15 protein-coding genes and 1 pseudogene are annotated in these 16,039 nt (G+C 72.8%); 4 read left to right on the top strand and 12 right to left on the bottom strand.

Annotation, left to right across the window (positions count from 1 at the left end; translation table 11 throughout):
- Positions 1–18 precede the first annotated feature (18 nt).
- The 7 genes from AC4H2H_RS08545 to AC4H2H_RS08515 all read right to left on the bottom strand — a co-directional run bounded on the left by AC4H2H_RS08545 (position 19) and on the right by AC4H2H_RS08515 (position 8,825).
- Positions 19–1,290: an alpha/beta fold hydrolase gene (locus tag AC4H2H_RS08545; protein WP_494370465.1), complete on the bottom strand. Its 1,272-nt coding sequence runs from the start codon at positions 1,288–1,290 to the stop codon at positions 19–21.
- Between the two features lie 86 nt (positions 1,291–1,376).
- Entirely contained in the window at positions 1,377–1,886 is a 510-nt protein-coding gene (locus AC4H2H_RS08540; RefSeq protein ID WP_494370376.1) for a pyridoxamine 5'-phosphate oxidase family protein, read from the bottom strand.
- Positions 1,887–1,934: 48 nt separating this feature from the next.
- Positions 1,935–2,945, bottom strand: a complete 1,011-nt coding sequence (locus AC4H2H_RS08535; protein WP_494370375.1) for an NAD(P)-dependent alcohol dehydrogenase — start codon at positions 2,943–2,945, stop codon at positions 1,935–1,937.
- A 58-nt stretch (positions 2,946–3,003) separates the two neighbouring features.
- Entirely contained in the window at positions 3,004–4,254 is a 1,251-nt protein-coding gene (locus AC4H2H_RS08530) for an ATP-binding protein (protein WP_494370374.1), read from the bottom strand.
- Between the two features lie 302 nt (positions 4,255–4,556).
- On the bottom strand, positions 4,557–6,074 hold the full coding sequence (gene glpK / locus AC4H2H_RS08525; RefSeq protein WP_494370373.1) for a glycerol kinase GlpK: 1,518 nt from the start codon (positions 6,072–6,074) through the stop codon (positions 4,557–4,559).
- Positions 6,075–6,199: 125 nt separating this feature from the next.
- Positions 6,200–6,961, bottom strand: a complete 762-nt coding sequence (locus AC4H2H_RS08520) for an MIP/aquaporin family protein (RefSeq protein WP_494370372.1) — start codon at positions 6,959–6,961, stop codon at positions 6,200–6,202.
- A 115-nt stretch (positions 6,962–7,076) separates the two neighbouring features.
- On the bottom strand, positions 7,077–8,825 hold the full coding sequence (locus tag AC4H2H_RS08515) for a glycerol-3-phosphate dehydrogenase/oxidase (RefSeq protein ID WP_494370371.1): 1,749 nt from the start codon (positions 8,823–8,825) through the stop codon (positions 7,077–7,079).
- A gap of 229 nt (positions 8,826–9,054) precedes the next feature.
- Here AC4H2H_RS08515 and AC4H2H_RS08510 point away from each other — a divergent pair, with 229 nt between their 5' ends.
- Complete coding sequence (locus AC4H2H_RS08510) at positions 9,055–10,005, top strand: sugar-binding transcriptional regulator (protein ID WP_494370370.1); 951 nt, start codon at positions 9,055–9,057, stop codon at positions 10,003–10,005.
- Positions 10,006–10,098: 93 nt separating this feature from the next.
- Positions 10,099–10,677 (top strand): amino-acid N-acetyltransferase, encoded by a 579-nt coding sequence (locus AC4H2H_RS08505; RefSeq protein WP_494370464.1) that lies wholly within the window; start codon positions 10,099–10,101, stop codon positions 10,675–10,677.
- A 21-nt stretch (positions 10,678–10,698) separates the two neighbouring features.
- Here AC4H2H_RS08505 and AC4H2H_RS08500 read toward each other — a convergent pair whose 3' ends face one another.
- Entirely contained in the window at positions 10,699–11,595 is an 897-nt protein-coding gene (locus tag AC4H2H_RS08500) for an HhH-GPD family protein (protein WP_494370463.1), read from the bottom strand.
- A 160-nt stretch (positions 11,596–11,755) separates the two neighbouring features.
- On the opposite strand from AC4H2H_RS08500, the gene AC4H2H_RS08495 reads away from it, so the two are divergent.
- On the top strand, positions 11,756–12,487 hold the full coding sequence (locus AC4H2H_RS08495; RefSeq protein WP_494370369.1) for a hypothetical protein: 732 nt from the start codon (positions 11,756–11,758) through the stop codon (positions 12,485–12,487).
- Between the two features lie 35 nt (positions 12,488–12,522).
- Here the strand turns inward: AC4H2H_RS08495 and AC4H2H_RS08490 are convergent, their stop codons facing one another.
- Both AC4H2H_RS08490 and AC4H2H_RS08485 read right to left on the bottom strand, forming a co-directional pair.
- On the bottom strand, positions 12,523–13,185 hold the full coding sequence (locus AC4H2H_RS08490) for an NADPH-dependent F420 reductase (protein WP_494370368.1): 663 nt from the start codon (positions 13,183–13,185) through the stop codon (positions 12,523–12,525).
- A 2-nt stretch (positions 13,186–13,187) separates the two neighbouring features.
- Entirely contained in the window at positions 13,188–13,886 is a 699-nt protein-coding gene (locus AC4H2H_RS08485; protein ID WP_494370367.1) for an SDR family NAD(P)-dependent oxidoreductase, read from the bottom strand.
- Positions 13,887–13,998: 112 nt separating this feature from the next.
- On the opposite strand from AC4H2H_RS08485, the gene AC4H2H_RS08480 reads away from it, so the two are divergent.
- A complete protein-coding gene (locus tag AC4H2H_RS08480) occupies positions 13,999–14,892 on the top strand; it encodes a helix-turn-helix domain-containing protein (RefSeq protein WP_494370366.1) in 894 nt (297 codons plus the stop codon).
- Here the strand turns inward: AC4H2H_RS08480 and AC4H2H_RS08475 are convergent.
- Both AC4H2H_RS08475 and AC4H2H_RS08470 read right to left on the bottom strand, forming a co-directional pair.
- The gene (locus AC4H2H_RS08475; protein WP_494370365.1) at positions 14,847–15,569 is read right to left on the bottom strand and encodes a class I SAM-dependent methyltransferase; all 723 of its coding nucleotides are present in this window, start codon (positions 15,567–15,569) and stop codon (positions 14,847–14,849) included. The genes AC4H2H_RS08480 and AC4H2H_RS08475 overlap by 46 nt on opposite strands.
- Before the next feature lie 34 nt (positions 15,570–15,603).
- Positions 15,604–16,039 (bottom strand): annotated as a pseudogene (locus tag AC4H2H_RS08470) (DNA integrity scanning diadenylate cyclase DisA); the annotation flags it as partial.

Genomic DNA, 16,039 nt, shown 5'->3' with positions numbered 1-16,039 from the left:
ATGCACTCAGCGGTGGGGTCACGTGGGGAGGGGGCCGCCTCGGGCGGCGAGGCGCTCCGTGAGCCGGGCGAGGACGTCGCCCGTGCGCAGGCCGTCGTGCTCGAACTCGTTCGTGACCCAGACGTCGGTGCTCCCGACGAGCGCCGCCGTCTCGAGCGACAGCCCTGCGTCGACGAACATGTCGTCGTGGTACACCGCTGCCTCGACGGGGACCTCGTTGCGGGCGAGCACGTCGAGGTCGTAGAGGTCGGGCCAGTCGTCCCACTCGGCGAGCGCCTCGGCCGCAGCGCGGAACGGCCGTAGCGCGCCGACGTCGTCGAACATCCAGGGGTAGATCATCTCGCCCGTGAACAGCAGCGGTCGCGCGGCCGGGTCGAACGCCGGCTCCTCGGCGCGGACCGACTCGGCCGCCCAGGCCGTCGGGCCCGTGCCCGACTGCGCATAGATCGACTCGTGAAGCACGGCGTACAGCGGGTTCGTCCGGAACGACGTGGCCGCGGCGACGTCCGCGAGGAACGTGTCCGTGAGCTCGTCGGGCGCGTCCGCGTCGAACGCCTCGTCCACGATCCAGTGGATCCGCTCCGGGCCCGGCTTCATGCCGAGGTCCATCCCGAGCGACTGCAGCCGGCGCACGGTGAGGGTGTCGCCGTCTGGCAGGCGGACGTCGCCCGCGGCGAGGCGGTCCGCGATGCGCCCGAGCCGCTCCGCGTCGTCGGCGTAGCGCTCGCGGTACCGCGCGTTCTTGGCGACGACGCGCGGCTGGGTGCGCCGGTAGACCTCGCGCGCATCGGCGGTGAGCCCGGGCAGGCCGCCGGTGACGTAGCACGCGGCCAGCGCATCGGGCGCCTGCGACAGGTAGGTCATCGTGAGGAAGCCGCCGTAGGACTGGCCGAGCGACGTCCAGCGTCGGCCACCGTAGACGATGCGCCGCACGCGCTCGGCGTCGGCGACGATCGCGTCGGCGCGGAAGTGCGCGAGGTAGGCGGCCTGGGCGGGGCCGTCGCCGCGCCCGGCGAGCGCCGCACCGCGCACGGCCGACGAGCGCCCAGTGCCGCGCTGGTCGAGCAGGACCACGCGATGGGTCTCGAGCGCCGTGGCGACCCAGCCGTCGGGCCCGGTCGGCCGCGGGCCCTTGCCGCCCGGCCCACCCTGGAGGAACACGAGCAGCGGCAGGTCGTCGCGGCGTCTGACCGGGTCCGCGAGCTCCCGCACGAACAGCGTGAGCCGGCGCGGGTCGCCGTCGTCCCACCAGTCGAGCGGCACCTCGACCTCGCGGTCGGTGACGTGCATCCCGGGCACGGTGTAGCTGGTCTCGCGCGTGGTGCTCACGCCCGCCACCCTAGCCAGCGAGGGTCCTTCTGCGGGTGGTCGCCGCCTCAGAGCTGGACGGTCTCGTTCTCGCCACCTTCGTACGGCTTGCCGGTGACCTTCGTCGTCACGAGGCGGAAGAGCGTGGCGACGCGACCGCCGGGGGAGTCCCAGTACTCGGCAGACTCGGCGTGCAGCCGGATGAGCACGACGCCCGGGGAGTCCGGCCCGTCGGGGAACCACGCGTCGGCGACGGCGTTCCACAGCTCGCGGATCTTGTCCGGGTCGTGGACGAGGGTCGCCCGCCCCGAGAGCGAGACCCACGAGCTCTTCCCGGAGAAGGAGGCGTTGGCCGCGGAGTCGCGGACGATCTCCGCCACCTTGTGCGAGTCCTCGGCCGCGAAGAACCACAGGTCGCCGTCGAAGTCGACGGCCTGGACGCCCATGGGCCGGCTCACGAGGCTGCCGTCCTCGGCGACCGTCGTCAGCATGGCGATCTGCTCGTCCTTGATGAGCTCGCGGACCTTCGCGACCTCGTCGGAGTCCGCGTGCGGCAGCTCGTGGTGCGTGTCGGTCATGGCGCCTCCCGTCGGTGACGGCCGCCGTGTCGCGGCCCGTCCCCGACGCTAGGCATCCCTCGTCCCGCTCGCTCGCCGAGCCTCGCGGTCCGCCCTGAGCGGTCGGTCGTCCCGCACGACGACGACCTTCCCGAGGGCCCGTCCCTCACCGTGGAGCGTGAGCGCCGCGGGTACCTCAGCGAACGGGAACGTGCGGTCCACGTGGATCTCGACGTCTCCGGTCGCGCAAAGGTCCGCGAGGGGCGCGAAGTGGCGGGGACCCTGCCGCACGAAGAGGACGCCGAGCCGGGCACCGGTCAGTGCCCCCACGACGGGACCGACGGTGAGCATGCGGAGCATCGTCCGCAGCGTGCCGCCCACCATCAGGCACCGACCGCGGCGGGCGAGCGCGCGCCGGTAGGCGAACACCGACCGCTGTGCGACCAGGTCGACGACGTGGTCGTAGGGGCCGGTCCGCGTGAAGTCGGTGCGCCGGTAGTCGATCACCGCCTGTGCGCCCAGCCGTTCGAGGAAGTCGAGCTTGCCCGCGTCGTCCACCGCCGTGACGTGCATGCCTCGCGCGACCGCGAGCTGGACCATGAAGCTGCCGGAGCCTCCGCCCGCGCCGTTGACGAGCACGCGATCCCCTGGCGCCGCCGACGTGAGTGCTTGCAGGGCGATGCCGCCTGCCTGCGGGATGGTGGACGCCTGGGCGAAGGTCAGCTCCTGCGGCTTGTGGGCCAGCGCCTTCTCCGGCATCACCACGTACTCCGCGAACCCGCCGCGACGCGGCAGGTTGTCGCCGTAGACGTCGTCACCCACGAGGAACCGCGTGACCTCCTCGCCGACGGCGACGACCCGCCCCGCGACGTCCGACCCCAGGACGTGGGTGCGCGGGGCGCGGAGCCCGTCGAGGCGCGTGTAGCCCGGGCTGCCCCGGAGCGCCTCCCAGTCCGACAGGTTCACCGACGTCGCGACGACCTCGACGAGCACCTCGCCCTTCGCCGGCGCAGGGGTGGGCACGTCCCGGAGCCGCAGCTCGTCGACGCCGCCGTACCGCTCGTAGACCCACGCGCGCACCCGGCCACCGTAGTTACTTCCGCGTGGCCGAGCGAGCGCGGCGCCGAGGGTCCGCGGCTCACAGCTCCCAGAGTGCCGAGACGGGGAGGCCCCAGAGGCCCCGTGCGTACTGGTAGCCGACGTCGGCGGTTCCCAGGACGACACCGACCGCGAAGCGATCGCCGAGCTTCTCCTTGAGGCGCACGAGCGCGGCGAAATGGTCGGACCTGTAGGTCCCGGAGGCCTTGACCTCGATGGCGACGATCCGGCCGTCGCCGAGCTCGGCGATCAGGTCGACCTCCATGCCGTCGCGGTCACGGAAGTGGAAGAGCTCGTGCTCGACGGTCGCCCACGCCGCCTGCTTGCGGAGCTCGGCCACGACGAGTCCCTCGAGCATCGGCCCGAGAAGGTCACCACCGACGACGGGGACGAGCTGTGCCTCGGTGATCCTGCCCAGGCGAAGGGCGAGCGCGGAGTCCGACACGATGGCCTTGGGTCGTCCGACCTCCCGGCTCGTGAGGTTCGGAGTCCACGGCGGCAGCGACTCGGTCAGGAAGAGCACCTCGAGCAGATCGAGGTAGGCCGTGATGCTCGTGGGTGGGATACCGGCGTCGCGAGCGATCCGCGCCTTGACAAGCTCTCCGGCCTGGTTCGCCGCCAACAGGCGGAGCACGGACTCCAGCCGTCTGCTGTCGACCACCCGCAGGACGTCCCGGGCGTCGCGCTGGACGATCCGCTGCAGGTAGCTGTCGAGCCACGTGCGACGAGGTCGCTCACCGAGCGTGACGACCTCGGGGTAGCCGCCGGCGGCCAGTGCCCGGGCGTAGTCGGCCCGCTGCCACCTCGTCGAGAAGCGCGACGGGTCAGGAGGATCCTCGATCAGTCTGCTCACGAACGCGTCGGTGCGTCCGGCCAGCTCACCCTTGCTCAGCCCGCGCAGCGGGATGGTCACGGCGCGACCGGCCAGGCTGTCCGGTGTGCGCTCCAGCCGGAGCAGGTCGGTAGAGCCCGTGAGCACGAAGCGTCCGGGTCGGCGATTCCGGTCGATCGACGCCTTGATGGGGAGAACGAGTTCGGGCGCGCGCTGGATCTCATCGATGACGAGCGTGCCGTCCCCTGCTTGGTCGACGAACGCCTGCGGGTCGGCAGCGACCGCACGACGCGTGGGCTCGTCGTCCAGGGTGAAGTGCCGCGCCTCGCGCCCCTCGACCAGCAAGCGCGCGAACGTGCTCTTCCCGACCTGCCGTGCACCCTCGACGACCAGCGCGGGAAAGGACTCCAGCGCCTCGAGAGCAGGGCCGAGTGCGTGACGACCGATCAACCCGTCCATACCGACAAACTAGCAGGCAGCGACGGTGCCTCGTAGTTTCGCGCCACACTCGTCGTAGGTTCGCGGTGATGGAGTCGTAGATTCGCGCCCGCCCTGCCGCGCATGCGCGACGGTCGCGATCGGCAGGGGATGTAGTGCGGCGACGACGCACGAGGTGACACGAAAGGAGGGGGTGGGGTGGTGCCGCCGGTCGTGGTGGGTCTGGCGGGAGCGCGCGAGGAACGAGCGCGCGGATGGTAGACCGGCGGCACCACCCCACCCCCTCCGGACGAGAAGGTGAGGCTCGGGTCAGACGAGCGGGACTACTGCTCCACGTCCTCGTCCACCCACTCGAACGTCTTCGTCACGGCCTTCTTCCAGTTGCGGTACAGGCGCTCGCGCTCGTCCTCCTCGACGGCGGGCGACCAGCGCTTGTCCTCGGCCCAGTTGTCGATGACGTCCTGCTCGCCCTGCCAGAACCCGACAGCGATGCCGGCGGCGTACGCCGCGCCGAGCGCGGTCGTCTCCGCGACCTTCGGCCGCACGACGTCGACGCCGAGCTGGTCGGCCTGGAACTGCATGAGCAGCTCGTTGGCGACCATGCCGCCGTCGACGCGCAGCTCGGTGAGGTCGACGCCGGAGTCGGCGTTCATCGCGTCGAGGACCTCGCGCGTCTGGTAGGCGGTCGCCTCGAGCGCGGCGCGTGCGATGTGGTTGCGGTTGACGTACCGGGTGAGTCCGACGAGCGCGCCGCGGGCGTCGGAGCGCCAGTACGGGGCGAAGAGGCCGGAGAACGCGGGCACGAAGTACGCGCCGCCGTTGTCCTCGACCTTGCCGGCGAGCCACTCGACGTCGGGCGAGTCCTCGAACATGCCGAGGTTGTCGCGCAGCCACTGGATGAGCGACCCGGTGACCGCGATCGACCCCTCGAGCGCGTAGCGGACGGGCTGGTCGCCGATCTTGTAGCAGACCGTGGTGAGCAGGCCGTTGGTGCTCATGACCTTCTCGGTACCCGTGTTGAGCAGCATGAAGTTGCCGGTGCCGTACGTGTTCTTGGCCTGCCCGACCTCGAAGCACGCCTGCCCGAACGTCGCGGCCTGCTGGTCGCCGAGGATGCCGGCGATCGCCACGCCGGGCAGGAGACCCTGCTGACGACCCTTGCCGTACACCTCGGAGGACGACCTGATCTCGGGCAGCATCGACATCGGGATGCCCATGTCGGCGGCGATGTCCTCGCGCCACGACAGGGTGTCGAGGTCCATGAGCATCGTGCGCGACGCGTTGGTCACGTCGGTGACGTGCACGCCGCCGTCGACGCCGCCCGTGAGGTTCCACAGCGTCCAGGTGTCGGTGTTGCCGAAGACGAGGTCGCCCGCCTCGGCCTTCTCGCGCGCGCCCTCGACGTTGTCGAGGATCCACTTCACCTTCGGGCCGGAGAAGTAGGTCGCGAGCGGCAGGCCGACGACCGACTTGTACTTGTCGGGACCGTCCGACCCGCCGAGCTCGTCGACGATCTTCTGCGTGCGCGTGTCCTGCCAGACGATCGCGTTGTACACCGGCTTGCCCGTGGTCCTGTCCCACACGACCGCGGTCTCGCGCTGGTTGGTGATGCCGACGGCCGCGATGTCGTTGTGGGTCACGTTGGCCCGCGTGAGCGCGAGGCCCACGGCCTCGCGCACGTTGTTCCAGATCTGCTCGGGGTTGTGCTCGACCCACCCGGCGCGCGGGAAGATCTGGTCGTGCTCGAGCTGCCCGGTGGAGACGATCTCCCCGGAGTGGTTGAAGACGATGGCCCGGGAGCTGGTGGTTCCCTGGTCGATGGCGAGAACGTAGTCGGCCATGGTGCGTTCAGTCCTTCACGTCGGTGTGGGTGTGCGGTGGTGCGTGGTGAGCAGCGGGTGGACGACGGCGCGTGGGCCGCGTGACCGGGGCGAACCCCGGTCACGCGGCGGGTCTGGCGGTGCGGTCAGGCGTACGTCGCGCCGAGCAGACCGGCGAGCACGCCGCCGACGAGCGGTCCGGCGACGGGGACCCACGAGTAGGCCCAGTCGCTCGACCCCTTGCCCCTGATCGGCAGCAGCGCGTGGGCGATGCGCGGGCCGAGGTCGCGCGCCGGGTTGATGGCGTACCCGGTCGGTCCACCGAGGCTCGCGCCGATGCCGACGACGATGAGCGCGACGGCGAGCGGCCCGAGGCCGGACGGCGTCCGCCCCGAGACGACGACGAAGAACACGAGCACGAACGTCGCGAGGACCTCCGTGACGAAGTTCCACCAGTACGAACGGATCTCCGGGCCGGTGGAGAACACGGCGAGCTTCGTCGCGGCCGGGGCGTCCTCGTCGAAGTGCTTCTTGTAGGCGAGGAACGCGAGGACGGCACCGATGATGGCGCCCAGCAGCTCCGCGCCGAAGTAGATGAACATGTTGCTGACGGTCGGCTCGATCGTCGCGGTGACGGCTCCCTCGGGCCCGGTGAGGGTCGCGAACGGCTGGTCGGCCGCGAAGAGGCCGATCGTCACGGCCGGGTTCAGGTGCGCCCCCGACTTGAAGGCGACGAACACGCCCGCGAAGACGGCGAGGCCCCAGCCGAAGTTGATGAGGAGCCAGCCGCCGTTGAAGCCCTTGGTCCTCGGGAGGACGACGTTCGCGACGACGCCCGCGCCGAGCAGGATCAGGGTCGCCGTGCCGAGGACCTCGGACCAGAAGGCGTTCATCAGGAGTTGATCCATCGTGCTCTCTCTTTCGTGGTGGACTTCTCTGTCTCAACCGGCCCGGCGCACCGTAGCGCCGGGTCCTCGGGTCGGTCCGCCGTCGGCGTGCGCCCGCGAGATCGGTGTGCTGCTGTCAGGTCGTGCGCAGGGGCTGGAGCGGCGACACGTCGTCGACCTCCAGCCGGGTGCGTTCGGCGGTGGCGTCGTCGGGCTGCTGCTCGGCGGCGGCCTCCGCGTTCGCGCGGTCGGTGTAGCTCGCGATCTCCGCGTCGCGCGTCGCGTCGTCCCACCCGAGCAGCTCGCCGGCGATCCCGGCGATCTCGGGCAGGGCAGCGAGGCCGCGGTCGGCGACCTCGTAGTTGAGGCGCGTGCGGTGCAGGAGCAGGTCCTCGAGGTGGAGCGCGCCCTCGTGCGAGACGCCGTAGGCGATCTCGGCACGCAGGTACGCGGGCGCGTGCTCGAGCGGCTTCGCGAGGTCGGGCTGCGTCTCGCACAGCTCGACGACCTCGCGCAGGTTCGACCCGTACCGGTGCAGCAGGTGGTCGACGAGCGCGGGGGTCCACCGGTAGCGCGACGCCCACGGGCGGGCCTGGCGGCGCACGGCGTCGAGGCCGACCGCGCCGAGGAGCGGGATCTTCTCCGTGATGGAGGGCAGCGCGCTCGCGCGCTGGCCGATCGCGAAGTCGACCGCGTCCTTCGCCATGACGCGGTACGTCGTCAGCTTCCCGCCGGCGATGACCGTGAGGCCCGGGGTGGGCGATGCCACGGTGTGCTCGCGCGAGACCTTCGCCGAGCTCGTGCCCTCCTTGGTCCCCGGCTGCAGGAGCGGTCGCAGGCCGGCCCAGGTGCCGATGATGTCGTCGCGCGTGAGCGGGTGCGCGAGGACGGCGTTCGCGTGGTCGAGCACGTAGTCGATGTCGGCAGCGGTCGCGACGGGGTGCTGGAGGTCCTGCTCCCACGGGGTGTCGGTGGTGCCGATCACCCAGTAGCGGGACCACGGGATCACGAAGAGCACGGACTTCTCGGTCTGCAGGATCAGCCCGACCTTGCCCTTGATGCGCTCGCGCGGGACGACGATGTGCACGCCCTTGGACGCGAGGACGCGCAGGCCGCCCTCAGAGCCCGCGAGCGCCTCCGTCTCCTCGGTCCACACCCCCGTCGCGTTGATGACGGCGCGGGCTCGCACGGTGATCTCCCGGCCGGTCTCCAGGTCCATGAGCACCGCGCCGTTCACTGCGCCGGTCGACCCCTTGGTGAGGGACACGACCTGCGTGCGCGACGCCGCGTGCGCGCCGTAGGACGCCGCGGTCCGCACGAGCGTGGACACGAGCCGCGCGTCGTCGACGGACGCGTCCCAGTACTGGACCGCACCGACAGCGGCGTCGTGCGCCAGGTCGGGGAACTTCTTCTCCATCCGGCTGCGTGACAGGTGCCGGTGGATCGGCATCGCGCGCTTGCCGGGCGCGAGGCCCGCGAGCGTGTCGTACAGCGCGATGCCGGCGCCGACGTAGGCACGCTCCCAGACACGGTGCTCGAGGGGGTAGAGGAACGGGACCGGGCGCACGAGGTGCGGCGCGATGTCCTTGAGCAGGAGGTCGCGCTCGGTGAGCGCCTCCTTGACGAGGTGGAAGTCGAGCATCTGCAGGTAGCGCAGGCCGCCGTGGACGAGCTTGCTCGAGCGGCTCGACGTGCCGGCCGCCCAGTCCTGCGCCTCGACGATCGCGGTGGAGAGGCCTCGTGTCACGGCGTCGAGCGCGATGCCAGCGCCCGTCACCCCGCCGCCGATGACGAGGACGTCGAGCTCCGCGTCGGCGCTCGTGGACGCCTCGAGCGCGGCCAGCGCCTGTCGTCGCGACTCGGCCGTGAGTCTCGTGGATGCCATCCGTCTCCCTCTCTCGCCCTCGGTGCTGCGGTGCTCCGCAGGACGGTCGCGCCCACGGTGCGCTCACAGCGACGGTCCCACGCACGCCCAGGTCGCGCGAGCCGGAACCGCCGTGCTCGCACCGGGGTTCCGGCGCGGTGGCACGGCTCCCACACCACCACGGCACGAACGGGCGCGCAAGCGCAGTGCACGAACGTGCAGAATGGAGGTCGGACGAGAGGAGCCGGCCATGGCCGACCGCGAGCAGGACGTGCTGCGTGCAGCGTCGATGTACTACCTGCAGGACATGAAGATGGAGGCGATCGCCAAGCACCTGCACACGTCGCGGTCGACTGTGTCGCGCCTCGTCAAGCGGGCTCGCGAGACAGGGTTGGTGGAGATCTCGCTGCGCCCGACGCAGAGCCGCGCCCCCGGGCTGGGGCAGCACCTGTCCACGACCTGGGGCATCGACGCCTACGTCGTGCCGGTGCCGGACCAGGCCCCGCAGGTGGAGCGGCTCGAGCAGGTCGCGCTGACGACGGCGCGGCTCGTGTCGACCTGGTTCGACTCCGACATGATCCTCGGCATCGCGTGGGGGACGACGCTCTCGGCGATCTCCCGTCACCTGCCGCGGCGGCCCACGCGGGGCAGCGCCGTCGTGCAGCTCAACGGCGCGGCGAACACGCGGACGTCGGGCGTGCACTACGCGGGCGACCTCATCGCGGGTTTCGGCACCGCGTTCGACGCGCACGTGCACCATTTCCCGGTCCCGGCCTTCTTCGACTACGCGGAGACCAAGCGCGCGATGTGGCGTGAACGGTCGGTGCAGCGTGTGCTGGACGTCCAGCACCGCGCGGACATCGCGCTGTTCTCCGTGGGCGCGGTCGCGGGCGGCGTGCCGTCGCACGTGTACTCGGCGGGCTACCTGGAGGCGGACGACATCGCGGTGCTCGACGCAGAGGGTGTCGTGGGCGACGTGTGCACGGTGTTCCTGCGTGCCGACGGCACCTACCGCGACATCGCGCTCAACGAGCGGGCGACCGGGCCGGCGCCCGAGGAGCTGCGCCGCGTGCCGCGGCGCGTGTGCGCCGTCGCGGGCGACAACAAGGTCGCGCCCCTGCGGGCCGCGCTGCGCGCCGGCGTCGTCACGGACCTCGTGGTCGACGAGATCACGGCGGCCCGGCTCGCGGCGGGTGCCTGACGCGGACGGCCGGCGCTTGGCCCGTCGCGCGAATCTATGTCACTGAGCGCATGAGTATGCATCGATCCGTTTCCGACATACAGTGGCGCAGTGATCGCCAGCGCCCCCGAGGGGCCGACGCAGAGCCGGCCCGGCACGAGCCCCGAGGTCCGGGTCCGCCCGGCGCTGCCCGCCGACGTCCGCGCGATCCGCGGGCTCGTCCAGCCGTACGCGGAGGCGCGCATCCTCCTCGCCAAGGAGATGGTGGGCTACTACGAGGCCGTCCAGGAGTTCGCGGTCGCCGAGGCGGTGCCGGCCCAGGTGGACGACGGCGCCCCGGACGCGCGCGTCGTCGGCTGCGGCGCGCTGCACGTCATGTGGGACGACCTGGCCGAGATCCGCACGCTCGCCGTCGACCCGGCGTGGCGCGGGCACCGCGTCGGGCACGCGCTCGTCGCCGAGCTCGTCGACAGGGCACGTGCGCTCGGCCTGCGGCGCGTGTTCTGCCTGACGTTCGAGGTCGACTTCTTCACGCGCCACGGGTTCCGTGCGATCGAGGGCACCCCCGTGTCGCACGAGGTCTACGCCGAGCTGCTCCGCTCGCACGACGACGGCGTCGCCGAGTTCCTCGACCTCGCGCGCGTGAAGCCGAACACCCTCGGCAACACCCGCATGCTCCTCGACCTGGCCTGAGAGCCCACCCGCGCGTCGGGCTCAGCCGGGCAGGCGGTACATCTCTCCGTCCTGCTCGACCAGACCGTCCTCGACGAGGCTCCCGACGCACCGGTCGAGCTGGGCGGCGTCGTGCCACAGCTCGCTCACGACGGCGCGCGGCACGGGTCCGGGCGCGCCGCGCAGCGCGGCCATGACCCGGCCACGGACCTGGCGGTCGGTGCCCGCCCAGGCCTGCGTGCGCCGTCGACCCGCGTGCTCGTCCGCCGGACGCCCGGCGAGGCGCCACGCGCACGCCCGGCGCACCGGGCACGCGTCGCAGCGTGGCGCCCGGGCCGTGCACACGAGCGCGCCGAGCTCCATCGAGGCCGCGGCCCACAGGACCGCGCCGTCGTCGTCCGCGGGGGCGACGGCGCCCGCGAGCGCACGCTCGGCGGCCGTGTACGACGGCGCGGGCAGCGCCGTCCCGGCCACAGCCCGGGCGATGACCCGGCGCACGTTCGTGTCGACGACGACGGCGCGGCGCCCGTGGGCGAACGCCGTCACCGCCGCGGCGGTGTACTCCCCGACCCCGGGCAGGGCGCGCAGGGCTTCCTCGCCGTGCGGCACCTCGCCGTCGTGGCGCTCGACGATCACGCGTGCGCAGTCCTGCAGCCGCAGCGCCCGCCGCGGGTACCCGAGTCGTCCCCACGCGCGCAGCACGTCGGCCGTCGGGGCCGCCGCAAGGTCCGCGGGTGTCGGCCAGCGCGCCATCCACTCGCGCCACGCCGGCTCGACACGCACGACCGGCGTCTGCTGGAGCATGACCTCGCTGACGAGCACGCCCCACGCCGTCCGGTCGGCCGCGCGCCACGGGAGGTCGCGCGCGGTCTGGCCGAACCACCGCCCGACGGCGTCGCGCAGGGCGGCGAACGGGGCGCCGGTCGTCGGGGTGGTCATCGGGTAGAGGTCCTCCTCCTCGGGGAGCATCGGCAGGGCGCGTCGGTGGGGCAGCACGAACATTGTCCCCGACCTGCGGCGTCGTCGGCGCGGCTCGACAGGGCTGCGCGCCCGTCCGGTTAACGTGGTGGCGACCATCCACCTGCACGTCGGAGGAACCGTGAGCACGCCGCGGACCGAGCGCGCTGCCAGGCCGAGCACGACGCGGCCCACGCGCGGGGCCCTGCTTCGTCGCCGCCTCGTCGCGCTCGCGCTGCTCGCCGGGCTCGTCGTCGGCCTCGTGCTGCTCGGGCAGGTCGTCGTCCGTGCCGTCCAGCCCCTGCTGGCCGGCGAGGACACCCCCCAGGAGGGGAAGTCGGCGCCGCCGACCCCCGAGGAGGCGGGGCCGCCGCAGGACTGCGGGGCGGACGCGCTCGAGCTCGGCGTGACGCCCAGCGCGACGGAGTACGAGCCCGGGCGGGTGGTCCAGCTCTCGGTGTCGGTGCGTCACGTCGGCGCCAGGCCGTGCCTCGTGGACGGGTCCGACGCCGGGCGGCAGGTCCTCGTGTACTCCGGGGGCGAGCTCGTGTGGTCGTCCGCGCACTGCGGGTCGACCGACCGCCTGCTGCTCATGAGCAAGGGCGACGAAGACCCGCTGTCGCTCGTGCGGTGGGACCGGCACCGGTCGGTCGAGGGCTGCGCGCCCGACCAGCCGGAGGTGGGCCCGGGCACGTACACCGTCGTGCTGAGCATCGCCGGGGTCGAGGGCGCGACGAGCGCACCGGCCACGTTCACGCTCCTCGAGCCGCCGCCACCATCCCCCACGCCGGGGGAGTCGGCGCCGCCCGCAGAGCAGACACCCCCGCCCGCCGAGCCGACGGCCCAGCCCGCCGAGACCGCGCCGGGCGGCTGACGTCCTCGACGGTCGGGCCGCTCGCACGCCACCCGTCAGCCGCTGAACGGGTAGGGGATGCGCCGTGCCCTGACGAGGTTGGCTCGCAGCTGCTCGCGGGTCTGGTGCGCGTGCGCGGCCCAGGCGGGTTGGCCCGGTCCCGTGCGCCAGGACTCGCGCAGCGGGCTGTTGTCGACGGTGTCGAAGCCGAGCTCGTCGTAGAGCCGTGTGACGAGCGCGACCGCGTCGGGGTGGTCGCTGGAGACCGACAGCGCGTGGCGGCCCGGGGCTCCGGCCGGGCGGGCGGACAGGAAGAGGCGTGGGGCCTGGATGTGGCTGAATGCCTTGGCCACCCGGGAGGTCGGCAGCTGTTCCTGGCGCAGCTCGTGCACCGTCTTCTCGCCCGAGTCGACGGCCGGGTAGCGACCGTCGCGCCACGGCATGTAGTTGTTCGTGTCGAGCACGATCTTCCCGGCGAGCTGGTCGACGGGGAGGGTGTTCACGGGCTTGAGCGGTGCGGCGACGATGACGAAGTCGCCGGCCTCGGCGGCCTCCGCCGCGGTCCCGGCGCGCGCCGACGCGCCGAGCTCGCCGACCAGGTCGGTCAACGTCTCCGGCCCGCGTGAGTTGGCGATCACGACCTGGTAGCCGTGAGCGATCACCGCGCGGGCGAGCTGGCTACCCACCTCGCCCGCGCCGATGATGCCGACGGTGGTCATGGTCACCAGGCCAGCGGGCCGTACCGGTCGATGACCCGGCCCGTCCCGGCAGAGGCGCCCTCGGTGGCCAGGGTGACGATGGCGTCGGTGCCCTCCGTCACCGTCTGGTGACCCTGGTGGCCGTTCAGGTCGGTCGCGGTGTAGCCGGGGTCGGCGCCGTTGAACCGCACGTCGGGGACGGCCTTGGCGTACTGGGTCGTCAGCATCGTGAGCGCCGCCTTGGAGGCCGTGTAGAGCGGAGCGAGCACCTGCGACTCGACGCGGTCCGGGTCGAGGGTGAGCGCGACCGACCCCAGACCGCTGGTGACGTTGACGACCGCCGGCGCGTCGCCGGCACGCAGCAACGGCAGGAAGGCGCTGGTGACCCGGACGACCCCGATGACGTTGGTGCCGAAGACCGACGTGGCGTGCTCGCCGTCCAGCAGGTCGGCAGGCACCGGGTCGCCCGCGGTGCCGGCGTTGTTGATCAGCAGGTCGAGGCGACCCTCGTGCGACGCGACGTCGGCCGCGGCGGCGGCGACCGACGCGTCGTCGGTGACGTCGATCTGCACGAAACGGGCCCCGAGCTCGGCGGCCGCCCTCTGGCCGCGCTCGGGATCGCGGGCGCCGATCAGGACGGTGTGACCGAGGGCGGAGAGCCGGCGGGCGGTCTCGAACCCGAGGCCCTTGTTGGCTCCGGTGATGAAGGTGGTTCTGGACATGCCTCCTAGCGTGGTCCGGTGGCGACGGACCGGCCAGGGATCCTGGTTCCCTGGGAACGCCAGTACCACCGTGCCGCCACGGTCCTGCCACGGGGGAGGAGAGAATGGGCGGGTGCGCGACGCAGAGAATCGACTCGGGACCACGCTTCGCGCATGGCGCGACCGGTGCTCTCCGGAGGCCGCCGGGCTTCCCCGGCGTGCGGTCCGCCGATCGCCGGGGCTCCGGCGAGAGGAGCTCGCCGAGCTCGCCGGGATCTCGGTCGACTACGTGGTGCGACTGGAGCAGGGTCGCGCGAGCGCGCCGTCGGACCAGGTCGTCGCCGCGCTGGCCCGCGCGTTGCAGCTCGACCCCGACGAGCGGGGCCATCTGTACCGGCTCGCCGGGCTGCACCCGCCGTCCGCGGGCCGGATGGTCGACCGCCTGCCGCCCGGGATGGCACGACTCCTTGCCCGGATGACCGACGTGCCGGTGGCGGTGTTCGCCGCGGACTGGACGCTGGTGTGGTGGAATCCGCACTGGGTGGGCCTGTTCGGCGACCCGACCGCCATCGACCCCGACGCCCGGAACCTCGTCCGGCTGCGCTTCCCGGTGGCCGAGGACCGCGGGCGGCTGACGAGCTGGCCCGTGATCCCGGCGGACGCCGAGGCCGCCGACCGGGCCCTGGTCGCCGACCTGCGCCGGGCCTCCGCCCGCTACCCCGACGACCCGCGACTGGCCGCGCTGGTGATACGCACGCTCGCGGGCAACGCCCGGTTCGCCGCCTTCTGGGCGGAGGGAGCCGTGGGGCGGCACGCCGAGGCCCGGAAGCTGATCCGTCACCCCCGTGCCGGTGACATCGCGGTCGACTGCGACGTCCTCGCGGACGGGGACACGGACCTCAAGGTCGTGGCGTACACCGCGGTCCCGGGCAGCGACGACGAGACGAGGCTGAAGACGGTCGCGGAGGGCGACGCGGTGGGTCAACGGGTCGCGAGCGCCCAGCGGAAGGCGTTGCGCAGCAGGTAGCTGCCGTCGGTCCGGCGGAAGGGGCGCGCCGCGGCGAGGACGTCGGGTCGGAGCTCGGCCTGGAGCTCGGGTGTCTCACCGAACATGAGCGCGGCGACGACGGCGTCGGCGTCCTCGAGCACCATGGGCGCGTCGGCGAGCTGCTCGGTCACCACGGTGAAGCCGTGCTCGGCGAGGAGCTCGCTCAGGTGGCCCTCCTCGCGGCTGGGCCCGCTCGGCTCGTAGTCCTCGCCCGCGACGGCGCGCTCGAGGAGCGTGACGTCGTTGACGTCGTCCTCGGCCCAGTTCGCGACGGCGACCAGACGACCGACGCGACGGCACTCGCTGAGGGTCTTCGCGGCGTCGGTGAACGTGAGGGCGTTGACGAGCGTCACGAGGTCGAACGCGTCGTCGGGCCACGGGAGGCGTTCGGCCTGGGCGACGCGCAGGTCAGCCTCGGGGCTGCGCTCGCGTGCGGCGTCGATCATCCCGACGGCGGCGTCGCACCCGGCGGCGTCCGCGCCCCGGGCCACGGCGGCCGCGACGAGCTCGCCCGTGCCGCACCCGACGTCGAGCACGCGCGACGCCGGGCCGATGCCGGCCGCGTCGAGGATCGCGTGCTGCGTCGGTGCGGCGGCGGGCGCCCAGTACCGCGACCAGGCGTCGGCCAGCGCCGACCACTCGTCGACGTGGTCCACGGGCACCCCTCCGTGCGGTTCGGCGGTCGGTCGGTCAGACGTAGCGTTCGAGGATGCTGGACTCGGCAAGCCGGGAGAGCCCCTCGCGCACGGCGCGGGCCCGCTGCTCGCCGACGCCGTCGACGGTCATGAGGTCGTCGATGCTCGCGGCGAGGAGCTTCTGCAGCCCGCCGAAGTGCGCGACGAGCCGGTCGATGATCGTCGCGGGCAGGCGCGGGACCTTCGAGAGCAGGCGGTAGCCGTGCGGGGCGACCGCGGCGTCGAGCGCGTCGCCGCCGCCCGGCAGGTCGAGCACGCGACCGATCTGACCGAGGTCGAGGAGCTGCGTCGAGTCGAGGCCGCCGAGCGACTTCTGCACGTCGGCCAGCGAGCGGTCCTTGCGGGCGAGGTCGACGTAGTCGCGGATGACGAACTCCCGGTCGGAGCCGATGCCGCCGATGAGCTCGTCGAGCTGGAGCGCGAGGAGGCGC

This window comes from Cellulosimicrobium sp. BMG9.22, assembly GCF_059159975.1.
This window is presented reverse-complemented; position numbering and strand designations above follow the sequence as displayed.

What these genes read in the sequence shown, in the direction of transcription:
- AC4H2H_RS08490 (WP_494370368.1), bottom strand. Translation starts at nt 13,185, where the DNA reads ATGACCACCGTCGGCATCATCGGCGCGGGCGAGGTGGGTAGCCAGCTC.
- AC4H2H_RS08530 (WP_494370374.1), bottom strand. Translation starts at nt 4,254, where the DNA reads ATGGACGGGTTGATCGGTCGTCACGCACTCGGCCCTGCTCTCGAGGCG.
- AC4H2H_RS08515 (WP_494370371.1), bottom strand. Translation starts at nt 8,825, where the DNA reads ATGGCATCCACGAGACTCACGGCCGAGTCGCGACGACAGGCGCTGGCC.
- AC4H2H_RS08545 (WP_494370465.1), bottom strand. Translation starts at nt 1,290, where the DNA reads ATGCACGTCACCGACCGCGAGGTCGAGGTGCCGCTCGACTGGTGGGAC.
- glpK (WP_494370373.1), bottom strand. Translation starts at nt 6,074, where the DNA reads ATGGCCGACTACGTTCTCGCCATCGACCAGGGAACCACCAGCTCCCGG.
- AC4H2H_RS08485 (WP_494370367.1), bottom strand. Translation starts at nt 13,886, where the DNA reads ATGTCCAGAACCACCTTCATCACCGGAGCCAACAAGGGCCTCGGGTTC.
- AC4H2H_RS08500 (WP_494370463.1), bottom strand. Translation starts at nt 11,595, where the DNA reads ATGACCACCCCGACGACCGGCGCCCCGTTCGCCGCCCTGCGCGACGCC.
- AC4H2H_RS08510 (WP_494370370.1), top strand. Translation starts at nt 9,055, where the DNA reads ATGGCCGACCGCGAGCAGGACGTGCTGCGTGCAGCGTCGATGTACTAC.
- AC4H2H_RS08520 (WP_494370372.1), bottom strand. Translation starts at nt 6,961, where the DNA reads ATGGATCAACTCCTGATGAACGCCTTCTGGTCCGAGGTCCTCGGCACG.
- AC4H2H_RS08540 (WP_494370376.1), bottom strand. Translation starts at nt 1,886, where the DNA reads ATGACCGACACGCACCACGAGCTGCCGCACGCGGACTCCGACGAGGTC.